The organism is Zobellia alginiliquefaciens, assembly GCF_029323795.1.
Classification (GTDB): Bacteria; Bacteroidota; Bacteroidia; order Flavobacteriales; family Flavobacteriaceae; genus Zobellia; species Zobellia alginiliquefaciens.
Window position 1 is genome coordinate 1,611,089 of record NZ_CP119758.1, and the last position, 19,035, is coordinate 1,630,123.

Sequence of the window (19,035 nt, forward strand, 5' to 3'; positions counted from 1 at the left end):
ATTCTCTTAAAAATTAATATCCACTCCTACAGTCACTCTTCTGGTGAACGGTATACCACCGGCCCAGTTATAAGGTCTTTCAGGATCTTTAGCCTTATCAGGAGCATTAATAAACTCAAATAGATCATCTCCACTAATAAAAGCTCTAATACTAGTAGCTCTCAATTGTTTGGATAGGTATTCGGGAAGTGTATATCCTAAGTTGATATTTTTTAACCTAATGAAACTGTTATTATACACTCTCCAATCAGCAAAGCGATAATTCCAATTAACAATACTGCCGTTAACACTAAGGGATGGTAATTCTTTCTCAGGTCTTAATTCTGAGTGGTAAGTATTATTATAGAAATAAGAATCTTGATTATGCCACCATTGATTAAAGGGTATTGAAGAGGTACCCATGCGAATCATATCATCTTTCAGCCATCCACTAAAATAAGCTGAGAAATCAAAATTTTTCCACATAAAACTCGTGTTGAAAAAGTAGTTGTACCGGGGATTATTGCTTCCCAAATACTTAACATCCGCCAAATTACCGCTATCATCATAGACACTAATTCTACCGTCGTTGTTCAAATCGGCAAATTTGACATCGCCGATTCTAAGACCTTGAGGTACACCATCTAATTGTTTATATGCCTCTAATTCTTCTTGGCTCGTCAATAGTTTTTCTCGGCTATACCCAAATAGTGAATTCATTGGATACCCCTCAACAGCTCCCATTCTACTAGCAGAAATCACATTTGATCCAGCTAAAGAGACAATCTTGTTCTTATTGTCACTTACCCCGACATCGAATTGATATTTAAATTCTTTATCATGGTTTTTATAGACCAAAGATGCTTCCCACCCGGTAGTTTCCAACTCACCGAAATTACTAGTAGGCGGTGTCGCTCCCAAAACCGACGGAAGGGTTATACCCACTAGCATATTTTTGTTCCGTTTTTTAAAATAATCGAACGAACCTGTAATCTTAGAATCGAACAAACCAAAGTCTACACCGAAATTTGTGGTCGATATTCGCTCCCATGTTCTGTTTTCACTTGCCAATGCTCCAAGTGAGGCTGCCAAATTTCTAGATTGGGTGGTACCAAAGGGATAAATACCACTATTTACATTTATTGATTGAATATAGTCGTACAAACCAATACTACTCTGGTTACCTACCACACCATAGGAAACCCTCAACTTAAGCCTATCTAAAGATTTGACGTCAAAAAATTTCTCTTCAGAGATGTTCCAACCTGCTGAAACTCCTCCGAAATTATCCCAACGATTGTCTTTTGTAAAGCGTGAACTTCCATCGCGTCTAGCAGTAATCTCTATAAGATATTTGGAATCAAAAGAGTAGTTCAATCTACCAAAAAAAGACCCTAAAGCCCAAGCATTAGCGGAACTATCATTATACTGCTCGTCAACATCACCCAATTGCAGCGATTGCAATTCTTCTGTTAGCAAGTCTCTTCTATAAGCTGAGAACCCATCAAATTCGCTCTTTTCGTAAGACCCACCTAATAAAACACTTACGTTATGAATCTGGTTGAAGCTTTCATTGTAATTGGCAAAAGCTGAATAATTTTGAAAAATTCTTTGATTATAACTCTTGCTCACCCGATTTCTATCAGGACTTCTCTTATTGACCTGCTCGCCAGTCCAATCATAATAGGTGATAATTTTGGTGATTCCGTCACTAAAATTCTTATCAACATTAATTCCTCCAATGACATTTATATCAAGATTGTGTAAAATATCGTAACTCAATTTCACCCTAGAATTCAATCTATTACTAACATCTTTTGTTCTTCCTCCCAATTCAAGCATTGATATGGGGTCTGTGGTGCCTCCAAACCCATAATTTTCTCCTTGTGAATTCAAGTAGGCCATATTTGGTAGCGTATACCAATACACATCGTTTCCTCCATGAAAAACGCTATTCAATAAAGTGGGACGATCTTTAACACCTCTTTCAATATAAAAAGACAAACCCAAGTTCAATTTATCGGAAAACTTCAGATTATTATTTAGTCTTATATTAAAGCGATTGTAACTGTTTTCGGCTGGTGCCTGTAAACCTTCGGTATCAATATAACCTAGAGAATAATTATAGGTATGCTTCTCAGACCCTCCTGATACGGTTAGGTTATGAATCTGACCCAACGCATAATCTTTCCACATCTCGTCTACAAAATTTCTATCTGCATATGTGAAATCGATAGCATCGAAAAAGGGTGAGGGACCAGTTCCCTCGGCACCGTTTAGCCAAAACTCTTCTCCTGCCTTATATCGATGATTTGAAATGCCGTCTAGCACACTGGCCTCATCGTACATTTGATAATATTGGGATTGAGTAGCCGGTTGCACCTCTCGACCGAGAAACTCAAAGGTTGACTTACCTGAATAGCTAATTTTAGGCTTTCCTAGTTTTCCATTTTTGGTAGTTACCAATATGACCCCTCCTGCAGCTCTAGCGCCGTAAAGCGAAGCAGCAGCAGCATCTTTTAATACAGAAAATTGGGCAATATCATTTTGGTTAAGTGAAGATAAAACGGATAAGTTATCATAGGGAACATCATCAATAATCAACAGAGGTTTCGTAGCATTTATACTTGAAGCACCTCTAATCTGTATATCTGCCCGTTCATCTCCGGGATCTCCCTGACCGCGTGACACCACTAATCCAGGAATTGCCCCCTGTAAGTTTACGATAAGGTTGGAACTTGACCTTTTTTGTATGGGTCCGACATCTACATTTTCAATAGCTCCTGTTAATGATTTTTTTCCTCTTGTTCCAAAACCCACTACCACTACCTCATCAAGGCCGGCAGCACTTTCCTCTAAGGTGATAGTCAAATTGGTTTGATTATTTAACGGTATTTCTTTCGATGCAAAACCGATATAGCTCACATCGAGAACAGCATTTTCATCGGCAACCGAAATGGAAAAATTTCCATCAAAATCGGTTTGGGTACCGTTGGTCGTGCCTTTTTCTACCACATTGGCGCCCATCAGAGGAATACCTTCCAAATCCGTTACCGTACCTCTGATTTCTGTTCTTTGAATTAGCGAAGGTATCCTAATACCGGAAATTGTATCTATAGACACTTCCTTTTGGCGAACCAAATAGACCCGTTTGCCGCTTAAATTGTAAGTGGTTTTGGTGCCTTTAAAAACTTGCTTCAAGACTTGAGCAATCCTCTCATTCTTTACATTTATAGAGACCGGACGGTCTAAATCAACATCTTCCAACTTGTATACAAATTGAAATTCCGATGTTGTTTCTATTTCGTCTATAAGCTCCCCTACCGTAGCTTTATTCAACTTTAATGTAATTTTCATCCGCTGTGAATAAGTATCATTGGCTTGCAAGGAAAAGAAAGCTACCAATATAAACAGCGTGCTGAGTTTCATCTTTAGATCATATTTAAATATAGGATATGAGCTTCTTGTACAATTAAGAAGTTTTTTCATACTTTTAAGGTGTTAAATGTGGTTATTTGTTTTAATCTAATCACAGGTATTGAATCGGGAAATGTTGGCGCATTTTCCGATTTTTTTATATTATATACCAGTGCAACTTTCTTGGTTTATTAGTCTTTGTTCATTGGCTATTATTTAAATTAAAGTTCAGTTAGATTATTTAATAAGAATTGTTCCTGGGCTTTTAACCGTATAATCAATTCCGTAATTCTCCTTTAATTCAGAAAGAACCTTTTCTATAGGCTCATTTCCAAAATTTGCGTTGAATTTCTTTTTAGAAAGATTCTCATTACGATTGACAATTGAAACGTTATAGTGTCTTTCTAACTTTTTTATGATACTCTCAAAGGTGATATTCCGAAAAATCAATTCACCTTTCATCCAAGAAGTATACTGATTTGTTGGAACTGCGCTTTTACTTATTTCTTGATTTTTCTTGTTGAAACTTCCTTTGAATCCAGGTTTAAGTATTACCGTATTTTTATTGGTTATGGTCTTATCTTCGGCATAAAGACTTACCGATCCCTCAACAAGGACTACATCTGTTGTTTCATCCTCGGAATATGACGATATGTTGAATTCAGTTCCTAAAACTTGTACGTTCAACTTCTCCGTATTTACAATAAACGGTCGCAACGAATCTTTAGCAACTTGAAGATATGCTTCACCTGTAATGTAGACCTGTCTTTCTTGGTTTTTCAAAAACCTTGTAGGGTATTTTAAAGAAGACCCAGCATTTAGGTGAGCAACTGTTCCGTCAGATAAACTTACCCGAAAAGTCTTTCCGAAAGGAATGGTTAACGTATTGTACACTAATTTCTCTGTTTCACTTGCTGCCGAATAAATCAATTCTTTTCCATCTTGACGGCCTATTACACTTCCGGCATCATCGGTCAAGGTTATCCCTCCGTTTTCTTCAATGATTTGAACACTACCATCATCGAGTTTAAGGGTTATAACATTATTAGGGGTTTCATTTTGATATTCTCCTCTCGATGTAAAGTAAAAATATCCGACAGCCAAAAACCCGATTAATACAGCTGCTACTGAAGCCACTTGCCCAAATCGAAATCTATTGGATCTTTCTTTGGTGTGCGGTTCGATTCTTTTCCATAACGAATTTTTTACCTGAATGCGATCGAGATCATCTTCAAAAGCTTCTTTTTTGATATGGGAACCTAGTTCACTGCTAAACCGATTTAAAAGTTGCATTTCTTCGTCAGAAATGGATCCCTCTAAATACTTGTCCAACAGTTTTCTGAAATCTTGTTCTTTCATTGTATATCCCTCTATTAGTAGGAACCGTAAAACTATTAGGACTCACACAGCAAATACTGTTTTAACATATATTTAACAAATTAAAGAGTGCATAGAGACCGTAAGGAACCTAGTTAACCAGATATAACGCAATAAAAAAAGGACTTTTTAAACGAAAAGATAAAGTAAGATAGCGTGAAGTGTAGCCATATGCCGCCTTATTACTTTTAAAGCCAAAGACACTTGATTCTCAACAGATCGTTTTGATATGCCGAATTTTATGGCAATTTCTTCATTGGTAGTATGTTCCATACGGCTCAACCTAAATATCTGCTGGCATCTAGGAGTCAGCTCTTTTAAGGATTTGTCTATAATGGTCTGCACATGCACCAAATTGTGCTGGCCCTCTATTTCCGCTTCGGAAATAAGCGGCAAGGAGTTTATAACCTTAATTTGGACATTGTTAAATTTATTGTCTCTTAAATATTTATAACAACCATAACGAACAGATTGGAAAAGGTATGCTTGGAAATCTGCTATATCTCGCTTTTCCCTAAGCTTCCATAGATTAATCCAGACTTCTTGAATAATGTCTTCTACTGCCGCTCTGTTTCCAAGGATGGCATTGGCCTTAATGAACATAACCTCCCAATACTTCTCAAAAAGGACCTGGAACGCCCTCTGATTGCCCTCTTTAAATTGGGCCACCAATAAGTTATCACTATGGTTCTTTTTATCAATCATGAGTTACCGAAAAAAAACATAAATACAAATTCAAATTTTAAATGTAGAAAAAAAAGTACATAAATATTATTGAATAATCAAAAATAAATAGCCCTTATCACACTATTCGCAAATTAAATCAGTCCCCAATACATAAAACACAAGTAAATTCCTTACTTATAAGTAATAAAAAACGTAGGCTTTAAATACCTTTTAAACCATAAGCCGCATCGTTCCAACGCAGTTCTTGTTTAAAGCGGTACAGGTCAGTTTTTTCATCAATCAGCAGAAATTCCAAATCCATGATTTCTGCAAAATCCTCCAATGATTCTGCGGAGATATTCTGACTGTAACAGGTATGATGTGCTCCTCCACCATAAATCCAAGCTGCAGCAGCCGTTTGAAGATCGGGTTTTGCCTCCCATAAAACTCTTGCCACGGGAAGGTTAGGCATATTTTCTTCTATTTCTATAGCTTCCACTTTATTGACCAGCATCCTAAATCTATTACCCATATCCACAACCGATGCATTCAAAGCATTTCCTGCGCCAGCGTTAAATACCAAACGTACCGGGTCTTCTTTACCGCCAATACCAAGGGGATGAATTTCACACGAAACATCTCCTTTAGCAATGGACGGGCAAATTTCTAACATATGAGAACCAAGTACCGACGTGTTTGCGGGGTTAAAGTGATACGTATAGTCTTCCATAAAACTATTACCGCCTTTCAGACCTGCCCCCATAACTTTCATGGTACGCACAAGTGCTGCCGTCTTCCAGTCACCTTCGCCACCAAAGCCATAACCACTTGCCATAAGCCGTTGAGTAGCAATACCCGGTAATTGCTTCATACCATGTAAATCCTCAAAAGTATCGGTAAAAGCGGTATAACCACCTTCCTCAAGAAAAGCCCGCATACCCAACTCTATCCGCGCAGCATCCATTAAAGAATTGCGCATACTTCCATCAGCTTTAATTTTAGCTGCCATGGTATAAGAATCCTCATATTCTTGCATCAAAGCATTTATTTCAACAGCGGAAACCTCATCGATATATTTTACCAAATCACCTACGCCATATCCATTAACCTCATAACCGAACTTCATTTGAGCAGAAACTTTGTTTCCCTCGGTAACTGCTACTTGACGCATATTATCCCCAAAACGGGCTACTTTCATTTTTTTAGAGTCTGCAACGGCTGAGACCACACGACACCAGCTGACTACCTGTTGAATAACAGTTTCATTTTGCCAATGTCCCACAACCACCTTTCGATTCAACCGCATCCTGGAAGCCAAAAATCCAAATTCCCTACCACCATGTGCAGATTGATTCAGGTTCATAAAATCCATATCAATGGCATTCCAAGGAATGTCCCGATTGTATTGGGTATGCAGATGCAAAAATGGTTTTTGAAGTGCCTGTAGGCCCGCAATCCACATTTTGGCAGGAGAGAAAGTATGCATCCACAGAACCAAACCTACGCAAGTATCAACATGGTTCGCTTCTTTACATAGTGCATTGATTTCTGTAGCCGTTTTTACTACAGGTTTGAAAATCACCCTAACGGGAACACGTTTATTTGCATTATAGTAATTAGCAATTTCAAGGGAATGCTCCGCAACTTGTGCCAGTGTTTCCGGTCCGTATAGATGTTGGCTTCCCGTTACGAACCAAACTTCTTCATTTGAAATATCTATCATTGTAGTAATGCTCTGTAAATTATAAACTCAATGCACTGAAAGAAATCATGATATACACCACTATCAGAAGTACAATAACCGAAGTGATTATATCCCATATGTTGTAGCTCGATTTACCTTCTTCCTTTTGCTCCGCAGATACACTCCCAAAAGTCAACCCTGCCAATTGAGCCTGCGATGGCGCCGGATAGAACATACTTACTACAACTGCAATGGCAATACAAAGCGCAAAAAAGTAAGCGCCAAAAACCAACCAATTAATATCTGCGAGCTTGAACATTAAACTATCCTGTGCCAAGCTAGACTTTACTATTTCTAGCGTAAGTTTTGTAAAACCAATGATAAAACCACCTACCAAAGTTGCTATTGCTCCATTGGCATTTATACGTTTATAAAAAATACCTAGTAAGAATACAGCCGCTATGGGCGGTGAGATATAGGCCTGTACATTCTGCAGGTACTCGTATAGCCCATCGGACAATGTGGTTATAATAGGAATCCATAAAAGTCCTAGTCCAACCACAAAAAAGGTTGCGATACGACCTGTTTTAACCAACTCTTCTTCCGGTTTTTGAGGTTTCAATTTTTTATAAATATCCAAAGTGAACAGTGTAGAGCATGAATTAAAGACCGAAGCCAAAGAACTCATTAATGCGGCCAGCAAACCGGCGGCCACCAAACCTCGTAATCCCGAAGGCATTAAATTACTCATCAAAACAGGAAAGGCTTCATCTGGGCTATCCCAATGCAATTTTCCTTGCATTTTCAACCCTAAAGCAACAACACCCGGAATGAGAAACAAGAATACCGGCATCAATTTTAAGAGGGCTCCAAAAATACTTCCTCTTCTACCTTCCTTAATATTTTTTGCAGTTAGTACGCGTTGTACGATAACCTGATCCGTACACCAGTACCAAATACCCACTACCGTACTAGTGATGAACAAAGGTAACCACGGATAATCAGGGTCCGAGTTGGGTCGCCACATGTTAAAATAATCCGGACCAACGGTTGCTTTCAATTCTCCCCATCCGCCAACAGCATCAAGCCCTAAATAAGTTAAAATTCCTGCACCGAAAACCAAAACTATGGCTTGGATTGTTTCCGTGTACACCACAGCCCGCATTCCACCTAGAACCGTATACAATCCTGTGAGTACAACTGTAGCCACAGCTCCAATCCAAAACGGAATGCCCAATAGAGCAGATACGACCACACCTCCGGCATAAATGGTTACGGAGACTTTGGTTAGGATATATGCTATTAAGGATACTATGGAAAGGACCCATCTGGAACGGGCATCAAAGCGTTTTTCAAGAAATTCGGGCATGGTAAATACACCACTTCGAGCATAAAAGGGCAAGAATACCCAGCCCAACATCAATACTAACCATGCATGAAGCTCGTAAATTAGCAAAGGCATTTTATCACCGGCACCATTACCGGCAAGACCTACAACATGCTCAGAACCAATATTGGATGCAAAAATAGAAGCACCCACCATAAACCAGCCTATGTTTCTCCCTGCTAAAAAATAATCTTCGGTATTTTTTTGTTTTTGCTTGATAACCCACCAGGCCACACCAAGTAATACAATAAAATATAGGGCAATAACGACCCAGTCCAGTGTATCTAATCCTTTCATATTTATTTACTGCGTTGGTTGTTCATTCAAGTAAGCTAACACCCTTGCCCATAATAGGCATCTTTGCCATGCTTACGTTCAAAATGCTTCTTTTTCAAAGCTTCCTTTAACGGAGTAGCATTGGGATTTATCTGAAGCGTTAAATGAGCCATTTTCGCAACTTCTTCGCAGACCGCACTGTTGTACACAGCCTTTGCTGCAGTAACTCCCCAAGTAAATGGAGCATGGCTACCCACGAGTACCATACCAATTTCGTTATAGTCCAGCCCTCTTTCTTTTAGGCAATCTATAATCTGATATCCTGTCATATGCTCATAATCGCCCTCAATATATTCATCTTTCATAGGTGGAGCACAGGGAATATCAGCAATTAAATGATCCGCATGAGTGGTCCCGAAGATAGGAATATCCTTTATAGCTTGTGCCCATGCCGTACCATAAGTTGAATGCGTGTGTACTACTCCGCCTATTTTATCCCATTCCTTGTAAAGAACGGCATGGGTTTTAGTATCGGATGAAGGTCTCATTTTACCCTCAACAATCTTCGCATCAAAATCGCAGATAACGATATCGTCAACCTTCAACTTGGCATACGGCACTCCACTTGGCTTTATGGCAAAAACACCTTTATCCCTATCCACAGCACTTGCATTTCCAAAAGTGAACAACACTAGACCCAGTTCCGGCAACTGCATATTGGCCTCGTAGGCCTCTTCCTTTAGTGATTTGTATTTACCCATTTTTTTTGGTTTGGTTCATGATATGTGTTTCCATCGTTTCGCATAACCGACTATAATTGTCATAAACTATGGTATACGCTTCTGCATGTACTTGGTTTGGCTCATAAATAGTTTCAAAAGAACTTCCCATTTGGTCCATAGCTTCAGGAACATTGTTATACACCTTGGCTGCAACGGCTCCAAAAACAGCTGCCCCCAAAGCGCAAGCCTGTTCAGATGCCACCACTTTTATGGGCATTTTCAGCACATCGGCCATCATTTGCATTATAAACGGCGATTTTTTAGCCACTCCACCCAAAGCAATGACTCCTTTTATTGGTATTCCTTCTGATAAAAAACGGTCCACGATTTTCTTCGCGCCAAAACAAGAAGCTTCTACCAATGCCCTGAATATTTTAGGCGATGTACTCCCTAGGTTTATACCGGAAATAACGCCTTTTAAATTCTGATTGGCATCCGGAGTCCGCCGTCCGTTCATCCAATCCAACGCCAACTCACCCGAAGCACCAATCGGTTCCTTGCTTGCGGCATTACTAAGTTCCGGAATTAAGTTTTTCAATGCTTCGGCAATCAGCTTTTGTTTCGTATCCTCATCAATGAGGTCCGATTTTGAAATCAGTTCTTTTATAGGCCACTCCAAAACTCGACTGTACCATGCATAGATATCGCCAAAAGCCGACTGCCCTGCTTCCAGCCCCAGCATTTGTGGAATAACGGAACCATCTACTTGTCCGCATATACCTTTGACCAGTTTCTCTTCCCCGTCCATTGGAGCGACAAGAATATCACAAGTGGAGGTACCCATAATTTTGGTTAGGAAATACGGTTCCGTTTTTGCTCCAACGGCACCCATGTGGGCATCAAAAGCACCCACGGAAACTACTGTAGATTCAGGAAGCCCCAATCGCTCAGACCATTCTGCACTTAAATTCCCCACCGAAACATCGGAAGTATATGTTTTTGTAAAAAGTCGATTTCGTAGTCCGTCTAAAAGCGGGTCCAAAGTTGTCAAAAAATCATTGGAAGGCAAACCACCAAAGCTTTCATGCCAAAGCGCCTTATGTCCAGCAGCACATCGGCTTCGCTTCATATTATGCACATCGTTACCACCTGTCAATAAAAAAGGAATCCAATCACAATGCTCTACCCAAGAATAGGCCGCTTTGTGAACCGCCGCATCCGTTCTTGACACGTGTAATATTTTACTCCAAAACCACTCAGAAGAATAAATTCCACCTTCGTATTGCGAATAATCAACATCCCATTGGGCACACAACTCATTTATTTCTTTGGCCTCTTGAATACCCGTATGGTCTTTCCACAGAACAAACATGGCGTTAGGGTTCTCTTTAAACTCTTCCAACAATGCCAAAGGAGTTCCTTGCGCATCAACCGCCACCGGAGTACTCCCCGTGGTATCCACACCTATACTAACAATTTGCTTGGCCACTTCAGCACCAACTTCACTTACTACAGATTTGATTGTAGATTCAATGCCCTCTATATAATCTAACGGGTGTTGTCTAAACCGATTTTCGGAAGGATCACAAAATTCCCCTTTTTTCCAACGTGCATAATAATGAACCGCCGTGGACAGCTCTTCCCCCGTTTGTGTATGGACCAAAAGAGCCCGGACGGAATCCGAACCAAAATCCAAGCCTAAGCTATAGGCAATTTGTGATTTCATGTGTATAAACTTTAAAAATTTAGGTCCGTTTTACCAAAACATCCTGTAAAAGAAACTAATATAGAACTTTTTACAAGTGTTTCAAAAACACTTATTGACTAAATTGTAAAGTTTTTTGTTTTGTTATACTTTTTTTCGTCAAATCGATATAAAAACGCTCCCTTTTTAGACTCGGACATATCCTTTTCGTTCAACTTTATTAAAAAATCCATTGTAGCCAGTTTCTTTCTGAAATTTCTTTTATCCATTTCCTCTTGAAAAATACCCTCATACAGCTTTTGCAATTGCGGTAAAGTGAATTTTTCAGGAAGCAAGTTAAATACGATTGGAAACGTACGTACTCTTCTCTGCAGACGCCGAATGGCAGACTCTACCATTTCTTTGTGATCAAAGATTAAATCAGGAAGCTCATCTATAGGAAACCACTTAGCACGGAATTCCTCAATTAACTCTTCATTGTACTTTTTCTTAAGAATCAAAGCACTGTACGTAGTAGATACTACGCGTTCATAGGGGTCACGATGAGCCTGGCCGAAAGTTCTGACCTGCTCCATATATACATCTTCCAAACCCGAAAGGTCTTTTAGCACTCTATTTGCAGCGTCATCTAAATCTTCATGATTACCAACAAACCCGCCCATAAGTGACCATCTGTCCTTTTCTGGCTCAAAGCCCCTATGTACCAAAAGTACTTCGAGCCTATTATCATTAAATCCGAAAATGATACAATCTACCGCAAGAGTAATTTGCTGTATATCCTTATATGTTCTGTCCATCTTAAATTAAAACTATAGTTAACGGTTTTCTCAAAAATACGCAAAGAATCCGGTTATAAGTGTATGAGTAACATTTTCAAATATTTATAATGAGAACTATACTTCCTCCACATCTAAAATAAAACAAAAACTCACAAATTATTAACCACTGAAAGTCAATATTTTACATGTTTAAGGAATTTACACCTGAAATTGATAAAAAGAGGTATTAACCATCGGTATTTCGGCAAAACAGCCTACCAAAAATTATCTCCTACGAAATTTTCGATATAAGCCCTGATTTTATCCATCAAACACGGAAAACCGATTTTAAAAACCTGTTTTATTGGGGTATCTTGTGCCCCCAAAACTAATACCAAATTCGATTACAAATCAAACCTAACCATATGATTACAGAGAGAAAAAAAATTCTCGTCACCGGTGTTGCCGGTTTTTTAGGCTCTAACTATTTGACCAAATGTTTAAAAGAAGGGCATGAAGTTGTAGGCCTGGATAATTTATCCATGGGGATGCTCGAAAACATTCAGGACAACCTTAACAACAAAAACTTTACCTTCGTTAAAGGCGATGTTTTAGATACAAATCTAATTAACAACCTAGATGATGACTTTGATGTTATTGTGCACTTGGCCGCTTTTAAGATACCAAGATATGGTAACGCAGTAGATACATTAAAAATAAACTCCAAAGGAAGCGAAAACATGTTGGAGCTTGCTAAAAAACTCAAATGTAAATTTGTTTTAGCTTCTACTTCCGATGTCTATGGCATGAGCCCTGATATTCCTTTTAAGGAAGATGGGAATTGCCTTATTGGAGACTCAAAAGTACCACGTTGGGCTTATGCCGTTTCAAAACTTTTTGATGAACATTTAGCATTGGCTTACATGGAAGACTATGATTTTCCGGTTGTCATTTTAAGGTTCTTTGGATCGTACGGTCCCAACCAAAACCTATCTTGGTGGGGAGGCCCACAATCCGTTTTCATAGACTGTATTTTAAACAACAAGGAGATACCTATTCATGGAGATGGACTTCAGACACGGACCTTCACGTTCGTTGAAGACACCGTAGCCGGTATTTATGCCGCTACAATGAAGCCAGAAGCAAACGGTGAAATATTCAACATTGGTGCTAACGAAGAAATTACTATTCTTGAGCTCGCCAATATGCTAAAGAGAATATCTGACGAACCAACCACTTCCGAAGTAAAGTTGATTCCGTATAACGAAATATCAGCTGGCAGAAAATATCAAGATGTAATGAGACGTGTACCGGACAATACAAAAGCTGAGCGAATACTAGGTATAAAAGCCCAGACTTCCTTGGAAGAAGGTCTACGCATTACTTTTAATTGGCAGAAAAGTGTTTCTTTGCAAAAAGTATAGTTTATATGAAAATAGCAATCGTTGGAGGAGGTTTAATGGGTCTTGTTTTAGCTCAAAGAATAACCGCCTCAACCAAAGCAACAGTTAAAGTAATAGAACAGGATGCTCTACCCGGCGGGCTCTCTACATATCACAATTACGGTGATTTTACATGGGACAAATATTACCATGCCATAACACCCACCGATACAGACCTTATTGACTTTCTAAACGAGATAGGCCTAGGAGACCAAATACAATGGCGCCGTTCACTTACAGGTTTTTATGAAAACAAAAAGTTCCACTCTGTAAGTAGTTCTTTTGAGTTTTTACTTTTCCCCCTTCTTGGCCCCATAGACAAAATGAGGTTAGCCTACACCATATTAAAGGGTGCTAGAACAGATGATTGGAAATCACTTGAAAAAATTCACGTTACAGATTGGCTAATCAAACTTGGTGGTAAAAAAACATACGATAAGTTTTGGGCTCCAATGTTACACGCCAAATTAGGGGAAAATCACAAAAGGGTTTCTGCCGTATTTATTTGGACCTATATCAAGCGCCTTTTCAAGGCACGTAGCTCGGCTGCCAAAAAAGAACATATGGCTTACGTTAACGGCGGTTACAAGACTATTTTTGACCGTCTTGAAGAAAATCTGACCCAAGCTGGCTCAAATATGTTACTGAATAGCCAAGTAGAACATATTGCAGAAAATGCTGAGGGAGGAATCAATGTTACCTATAACGGAAATACAGAACATTTTGATAAGGTGGTTTTCACCTCTCCGTTAAATGTGATGGAAAAAGTAACCTCACCCGAGCTCTATGATATTTCAAAAAGCAGCAAGCCTATTGATTATCTTGGCGCAATTTGTCTTATCCTAATTACAAAAAAGCCAATAACACCGTTTTACGTTCTGAATATAGGCGACAATGATACTCCCTTTACTGGCGTAATTGGCATGAGTTCTCTTGTAGATCTTGAAGAAACGGCCAACCAACACATTACGTATTTTCCAAAATACATTAGTCATGACGGTGAGCTTTGGTCAAAAACAGACGAAGAAATCACAGCTACTTTCTTAGAAGGTGTCAAATACCTTTACCCTGATTTTGATGAAGCCGATATAATTTCATCTCATGTGCATAGAGCGTTCAAAGTTCAACCTATGCAAGTACTTAATTATTCTGAAATTGTACCTAAAGTAAAAACACCTCATCCTGATTTTTACGTTTTGAACACTTCCCAATTTGTAAGTGAATCGGTTAACAATAACTCGGTAGTCACCCATGTGGACAAGTTCATGAAGGGTTTTGAAAAAGAAATTAAGTCCGCTTCAGAGAAAAACGTGGTCAAATAGCATGAGTAAGCCTTTTTTGAGTCTTTCGTTAGACATGGACAACCAATGGTCGTACATGAAAATACATGGAGAAGAGGGATGGGAAACCTACCCCTCTTATCTAGATATTTTTGTTCCCCATGTTCTAAAAGTTTTGGATGAACTGAATCTAAAAATTACTTTTTTTATCGTTGGCCAAGATGCGGCTTTTGAGAAAAACCATAAATACTTAAGGGATATTGCCGATGCAGGTCATGACATTGGGAACCACTCTTTCGTACATGAAACATGGCTGCACCTCTATTCACGAGAAGAAATGGAGAAAGAAATTGATACAGCTCATGATATTATCGAAAAAGTGACTGGCAAGGCTCCAAATGGATTTAGAGGCCCTGGGTTTAGCTGGAGTGCAACTTTACTTGAAGTTCTTGCTGACAAAGGGTATGTTTATGATGCATCTACCCTTCCTACAGTAATAGGCCCATTAGCGAGACTATATTACTTTAGCACCTCCAACCTTTCTAAAGAAGAAAAGGAAGACCGCAAAGAGATTTTTGGTAAGTTTTCCGATGGATTCAAAAAGCTGAAGCCTTATTTCTGGAAAACCAAAAAGAACCAAAAGTTGTTAGAATTGCCGGTAACTACGATGCCTATATTCAGAATACCCTTTCACCTCAGCTACCTTATTTACATAAGCAACATCTCAATCCATTTGATGATGTTGTATCTCAATATTGCAATTTTTCTTTGTAAAATAACGAAGACTCAACCTAGCTTTTTATTACACCCTTTAGATTTAATTGGTGGCGACCAGATAACCAGTCTTGCATTTTTTCCAGGAATGAATGTCTCAAGCGAACGAAAAGTGTTCCTATTCAAAAAAGTGATGAAAAAATTAGGTAAGCATTTTACCTTAACGGATATGAACGGGCATGTGGAAAACATTATTCAAAAAGGAAATCTCAAAATTATGGATGTACCTAACGGTTAGTCCTTCCTACCAGACTGGAGTGGTACAAAAACCTAAATCTTTATTTTAAAACATATTGAAGACGTAGCCATAACACTTCGTCCTAACTTAAACTCGGTTTAACTCTATTAATGTTCAAACCGTATTTTAATTTTATAATTTTGAAAAATCGAACTTTTTATATCACAAAAAATTAGGTATAATAAGTTGATACAAATACCTATTTGGCTGGGCATATTAACGATTGCCTATCTTCATTCTAAACATCTATCATTACCAAACCTCCTGAAAAAATGATACAGACAACCAATAAGAACGGTAGAACAAAGCCCTTAGTATCCATAGTTTTACCTGCCTTTAATGAAGAAGCCATAATTGAAAAGAATGTCTCCCTTCTATATGATTATTTTTCCAAACTCGCTGATTTATATTCTTGGGAAGTACTTATAATAAACGATGGTAGCACGGACAACACAAAAGCTATTGCTGATTCACTTGCGAATTCTATTGATAATCTAAGAGCTTATCATCATATCGTGAACAGAAATTTAGGTACAGCGCTAAGGACGGGTTTTCAACACAGTAAAGGAGATTACGTAATTGTATTAGATATTGACCTAAGCTATTCTCCCGACCACATTGAAAAGCTTTTGTCCGAAATAGAGACTACACAAGCTGATGTGGTTATAGCCTCCCCCTACATGAAAGGTGGAAAAAATACCGCAGTCCCCGGTTTAAGGTTATTATTGAGTAAAACCGTAAACTTTATGATGCGAAAAGCCTCTAGGCTGAACATCTATACTTTTACAGGCATGGTGCGTGCATATAATGGGGAATTTATTCGATCACTAAATACAAAATCCAGTACTTTTGACATTAATACCGAGATTTTATTGAAAGCCTATATTTTAAGAGCCAGAGTTATAGAAATACCAGCACATCTAGATTGGTCCGAACAACAAAAGCTTGGCAAGACACGCACCTCAAGTTTACGCATTGTTATGGGCATATTTAATGGGTTGGCCAATAGCTTTATGTTCAGACCGTATATGTTCTTTTGGATTTTTGGGCTCCTTATTTTTCTACCCTCCTTTTACATGATTTTGTGGATTATGATTGACGCGATTCAATATTACCCCATGACGATGGAGACTGCTAATGGTTTCGGACATAGATTTGCACTAGCCATATCTAAAGTATTTGCCGAACGCCCCTATTCTTTTATTGTTGGCGGTACCGCTATGATAATCTCCATTCAATTATTAAGTTTGGGGTTTATTTCGCTGCAAAAGAAACGGTATTTTGATGAATTGTTTCATCTAAACTCTGAGATACTTAAAAAAACTAAAAAAATATAGCCCCCCATATTCTATGCTTAAAATATTGTTCCCCAAAAATATAATTCAACTACTTCCTTTGTTAGGAGTCTATATTATAGTGGTTCTTTTATTTTCTAACAATGATTTTTTTGGTGACGAAAGTAGACATTACCATTATGCCCAAAACATTACTAAAGGGTTCTATGAGAGTTCCGACAATCCCAGTTTTAGAAATGGACCAGGTTACCCTATGATTCTTGCTCCATTCATTGCAATTGGCACGGACCTTATTTTACCAAAACTTTTAAACGCACTCTTACTCTTTTTGGCTCTGGTCTATTTTAAAAAAACGATAGACCTTTTTACCAAAAACAAGCTTGCTCTCCTTTTTGTATATATGCTTGGGCTTTATCCCCCAATTATACGATATACCCCTTTATTGTACTCAGAACCTTTAACTTATTTGACTTTTTGCGGAATGGCCTATCATTACTGTAAGGCTACACTTGTAAAACATTATGATTGGAAAGACATACTCATAGCCGCAGCATATCTAGGTCTGTTGGTGCTCACTAAAATAATCTACCTTCAAGTTATCTTGGCAAGTCTTTTCTTTTTAGGAATTATTTCTATTTGGAAACGAAACAATGAGGTTAAAATATCACTTTTGGTTCTGGGGTGTGGTTTTTTATTCATAACCCCCTATTTGTTCTATGCTTACACTCTAACAGGAAAACCCCTCTATGTGGGCACCGGTGGTGGAGAGATTCTTTATCACAGATCTACTCCATTTGAAAACGAATTTGGCAGCTGGTTCTCTAGAGAAGATATACTTAACGGGCAGAACCCAGACTACATACCTTCCTCTGGCGTTTACGAAGATTTAACTGAGCTCTCTAAAAACCACCGCGAATTTTATATGTCAATCGAAAATATGAGTCATATTGAAAGAGATAGTGTTTTTAAAGCTGCCGCTATTAGAAACATGAAGGAACATCCGGTTAAATATCTAAAAAACACTCTTACAAATATTGGACGGTTTGCATTTCACTACCCCTTTTCCTATAGAGCACAGAGCATTAACACTTTTGGTTTTATGCTTCCAAATGCAGTTTTAACTTTTTTATGGATCCTCAGCATATATCCATTTTTTATAACTAGAAAAACATTTCCTTTCGCAATTCAATCATTGATGGTTTTTAGCCTGATTTATGCCGGCGGAATCATTTTGCTAGATGCAAGAGGGCGACATGCCCTTATAATGGCACCAACGCTAATTTTGTTTTTCAGTTATATATACATGAATATTATAAAAATAAAAGTAAATTAAGCGTCCCCTAGATTATAGTAAGTAAGTTTTGCACTTTGTTCCGTCAAAGCAATGCGCTCTAATTTAATTTCAAATCCTTTTTAAGTAATTCTATTCGTTCCACTCTTTTACTATATACTTCACCATCCCGATTATACCATGGTAACGAACTCTTTTTTAGAACGGCTGGTAAACCAGCTAGAAGTATATTTGAATCTTCAAAAGACCTATTAACCATTGAACTTGCTGCAACTGATACATTATTTCCCAAAATAATACCCCCCCCCATGATTTGAGCACCTGAGGCCAAATATAAACCATTACCTACAACTTTACCCGCCCCACCTATACACGTAGAGGTATGTAACACACAATAATTACCAGCTTGAGTGTCAGAATTAACCACAATTGTTCCATAGTGAGGGATAAGGAGACCATAACCAAAAGCATTATAGCCAATACTAAAACCAAGTTTCGCACCAAGCCGATTAAACCTTATGAGATGATAGTAATATGACAAAGTCCCTCTTTTCTTGATATTTACAAAATAAGCCACATAACGCATAGCTTTAAGGTAACTCAGAGTATAGTTAGGACTTATTAACTCCTTTAAGCGCTCCTTAACACCCCTTATAGGAGTAACTCCGGCTATAATGCGATCTGCTTTTATATAAAATAAAAGTTCCTTTTTTGATGTAATCATTTATAAATTTTGGTTAACTA

General features: G+C 38.3%; 14 protein-coding genes. 5 read left to right on the forward strand and 9 right to left on the reverse strand.

The features are described from left to right. Positions 1-6 precede the first annotated feature (6 nt). From P0077_RS06885 to P0077_RS06920, 8 genes are all read right to left on the reverse strand, one after another. A complete protein-coding gene (locus P0077_RS06885) occupies positions 7-3,408 on the reverse strand; it encodes a TonB-dependent receptor (RefSeq protein WP_276168391.1) in 3,402 nt (1,133 codons plus the stop codon). A gap of 225 nt (positions 3,409-3,633) precedes the next feature. Next, the gene (locus P0077_RS06890; RefSeq protein WP_276168392.1) at positions 3,634-4,755 is read right to left on the reverse strand and encodes a FecR family protein; all 1,122 of its coding nucleotides are present in this window, start codon (positions 4,753-4,755) and stop codon (positions 3,634-3,636) included. Positions 4,756-4,902: 147 nt separating this feature from the next. Beyond that, complete coding sequence (locus P0077_RS06895; RefSeq protein WP_276168393.1) at positions 4,903-5,478, reverse strand: RNA polymerase sigma factor; 576 nt, start codon at positions 5,476-5,478, stop codon at positions 4,903-4,905. A 181-nt stretch (positions 5,479-5,659) separates the two neighbouring features. Continuing rightward, complete coding sequence (araA, locus tag P0077_RS06900) at positions 5,660-7,162, reverse strand: L-arabinose isomerase (protein ID WP_276168394.1); 1,503 nt, start codon at positions 7,160-7,162, stop codon at positions 5,660-5,662. 19 nt (positions 7,163-7,181) lie between these two features. Next, the gene (locus P0077_RS06905) at positions 7,182-8,807 is read right to left on the reverse strand and encodes a sodium:solute symporter (protein ID WP_276168395.1); all 1,626 of its coding nucleotides are present in this window, start codon (positions 8,805-8,807) and stop codon (positions 7,182-7,184) included. 35 nt (positions 8,808-8,842) lie between these two features. Further along, positions 8,843-9,547, reverse strand: a complete 705-nt coding sequence (locus tag P0077_RS06910; protein WP_276168396.1) for an L-ribulose-5-phosphate 4-epimerase — start codon at positions 9,545-9,547, stop codon at positions 8,843-8,845. Next, entirely contained in the window at positions 9,540-11,234 is a 1,695-nt protein-coding gene (locus tag P0077_RS06915) for a ribulokinase (RefSeq protein ID WP_276168397.1), read from the reverse strand. The genes P0077_RS06910 and P0077_RS06915 overlap by 8 nt, the downstream gene beginning before the upstream one ends. Positions 11,235-11,332: 98 nt before the next feature. Further along, positions 11,333-12,010 carry an NUDIX hydrolase gene (locus tag P0077_RS06920; RefSeq protein ID WP_194525092.1) on the reverse strand — a complete coding sequence of 226 codons (678 nt, stop codon included), beginning with the start codon at positions 12,008-12,010 and terminating at the stop codon, positions 11,333-11,335. A gap of 386 nt (positions 12,011-12,396) precedes the next feature. Here P0077_RS06920 and P0077_RS06925 point away from each other — a divergent pair, with 386 nt between their 5' ends. The 5 genes from P0077_RS06925 to P0077_RS06945 all read left to right on the forward strand — a co-directional run bounded on the left by P0077_RS06925 (position 12,397) and on the right by P0077_RS06945 (position 18,333). Then, a complete protein-coding gene (locus P0077_RS06925) occupies positions 12,397-13,395 on the forward strand; it encodes an NAD-dependent epimerase/dehydratase family protein (RefSeq protein ID WP_276168398.1) in 999 nt (332 codons plus the stop codon). A 5-nt stretch (positions 13,396-13,400) separates the two neighbouring features. Then, complete coding sequence (locus P0077_RS06930) at positions 13,401-14,735, forward strand: NAD(P)/FAD-dependent oxidoreductase (RefSeq protein ID WP_276168399.1); 1,335 nt, start codon at positions 13,401-13,403, stop codon at positions 14,733-14,735. 1 nt (position 14,736) lies between these two features. Further along, positions 14,737-15,705, forward strand: coding sequence for a polysaccharide deacetylase family protein (locus tag P0077_RS06935; protein WP_276168400.1), 969 nt, complete (start codon positions 14,737-14,739; stop codon positions 15,703-15,705). A 272-nt stretch (positions 15,706-15,977) separates the two neighbouring features. Continuing rightward, positions 15,978-17,042, forward strand: coding sequence for a glycosyltransferase family 2 protein (locus P0077_RS06940; protein WP_276168401.1), 1,065 nt, complete (start codon positions 15,978-15,980; stop codon positions 17,040-17,042). A 13-nt stretch (positions 17,043-17,055) separates the two neighbouring features. Then, positions 17,056-18,333: a hypothetical protein gene (locus tag P0077_RS06945; RefSeq protein ID WP_276168402.1), complete on the forward strand. Its 1,278-nt coding sequence runs from the start codon at positions 17,056-17,058 to the stop codon at positions 18,331-18,333. Positions 18,334-18,391: 58 nt separating this feature from the next. On the opposite strand, the gene P0077_RS06950 is transcribed toward P0077_RS06945, so the two are convergent. Beyond that, entirely contained in the window at positions 18,392-19,015 is a 624-nt protein-coding gene (locus P0077_RS06950; RefSeq protein WP_276168403.1) for an LbetaH domain-containing protein, read from the reverse strand. Between the last annotated feature and the right edge of the window lie 20 nt (positions 19,016-19,035).

Bases quoted from the DNA above. Each gene is read 5' to 3' on its own strand.
- P0077_RS06885 (WP_276168391.1), bottom strand. From the start codon at position 3,408: ATGAAACTCAGCACGCTGTTTATATTGGTAGCTTTCTTTTCCTTGCAA.
- P0077_RS06890 (WP_276168392.1), bottom strand. From the start codon at position 4,755: ATGAAAGAACAAGATTTCAGAAAACTGTTGGACAAGTATTTAGAGGGA.
- P0077_RS06895 (WP_276168393.1), bottom strand. From the start codon at position 5,478: ATGATTGATAAAAAGAACCATAGTGATAACTTATTGGTGGCCCAATTT.
- araA (WP_276168394.1), bottom strand. From the start codon at position 7,162: ATGATAGATATTTCAAATGAAGAAGTTTGGTTCGTAACGGGAAGCCAA.
- P0077_RS06905 (WP_276168395.1), bottom strand. From the start codon at position 8,807: ATGAAAGGATTAGATACACTGGACTGGGTCGTTATTGCCCTATATTTT.
- P0077_RS06910 (WP_276168396.1), bottom strand. From the start codon at position 9,547: ATGGGTAAATACAAATCACTAAAGGAAGAGGCCTACGAGGCCAATATG.
- P0077_RS06915 (WP_276168397.1), bottom strand. From the start codon at position 11,234: ATGAAATCACAAATTGCCTATAGCTTAGGCTTGGATTTTGGTTCGGAT.
- P0077_RS06920 (WP_194525092.1), bottom strand. From the start codon at position 12,010: ATGGACAGAACATATAAGGATATACAGCAAATTACTCTTGCGGTAGAT.
- P0077_RS06925 (WP_276168398.1), top strand. From the start codon at position 12,397: ATGATTACAGAGAGAAAAAAAATTCTCGTCACCGGTGTTGCCGGTTTT.
- P0077_RS06930 (WP_276168399.1), top strand. From the start codon at position 13,401: ATGAAAATAGCAATCGTTGGAGGAGGTTTAATGGGTCTTGTTTTAGCT.
- P0077_RS06935 (WP_276168400.1), top strand. From the start codon at position 14,737: ATGAGTAAGCCTTTTTTGAGTCTTTCGTTAGACATGGACAACCAATGG.
- P0077_RS06940 (WP_276168401.1), top strand. From the start codon at position 15,978: ATGATACAGACAACCAATAAGAACGGTAGAACAAAGCCCTTAGTATCC.
- P0077_RS06945 (WP_276168402.1), top strand. From the start codon at position 17,056: ATGCTTAAAATATTGTTCCCCAAAAATATAATTCAACTACTTCCTTTG.
- P0077_RS06950 (WP_276168403.1), bottom strand. From the start codon at position 19,015: ATGATTACATCAAAAAAGGAACTTTTATTTTATATAAAAGCAGATCGC.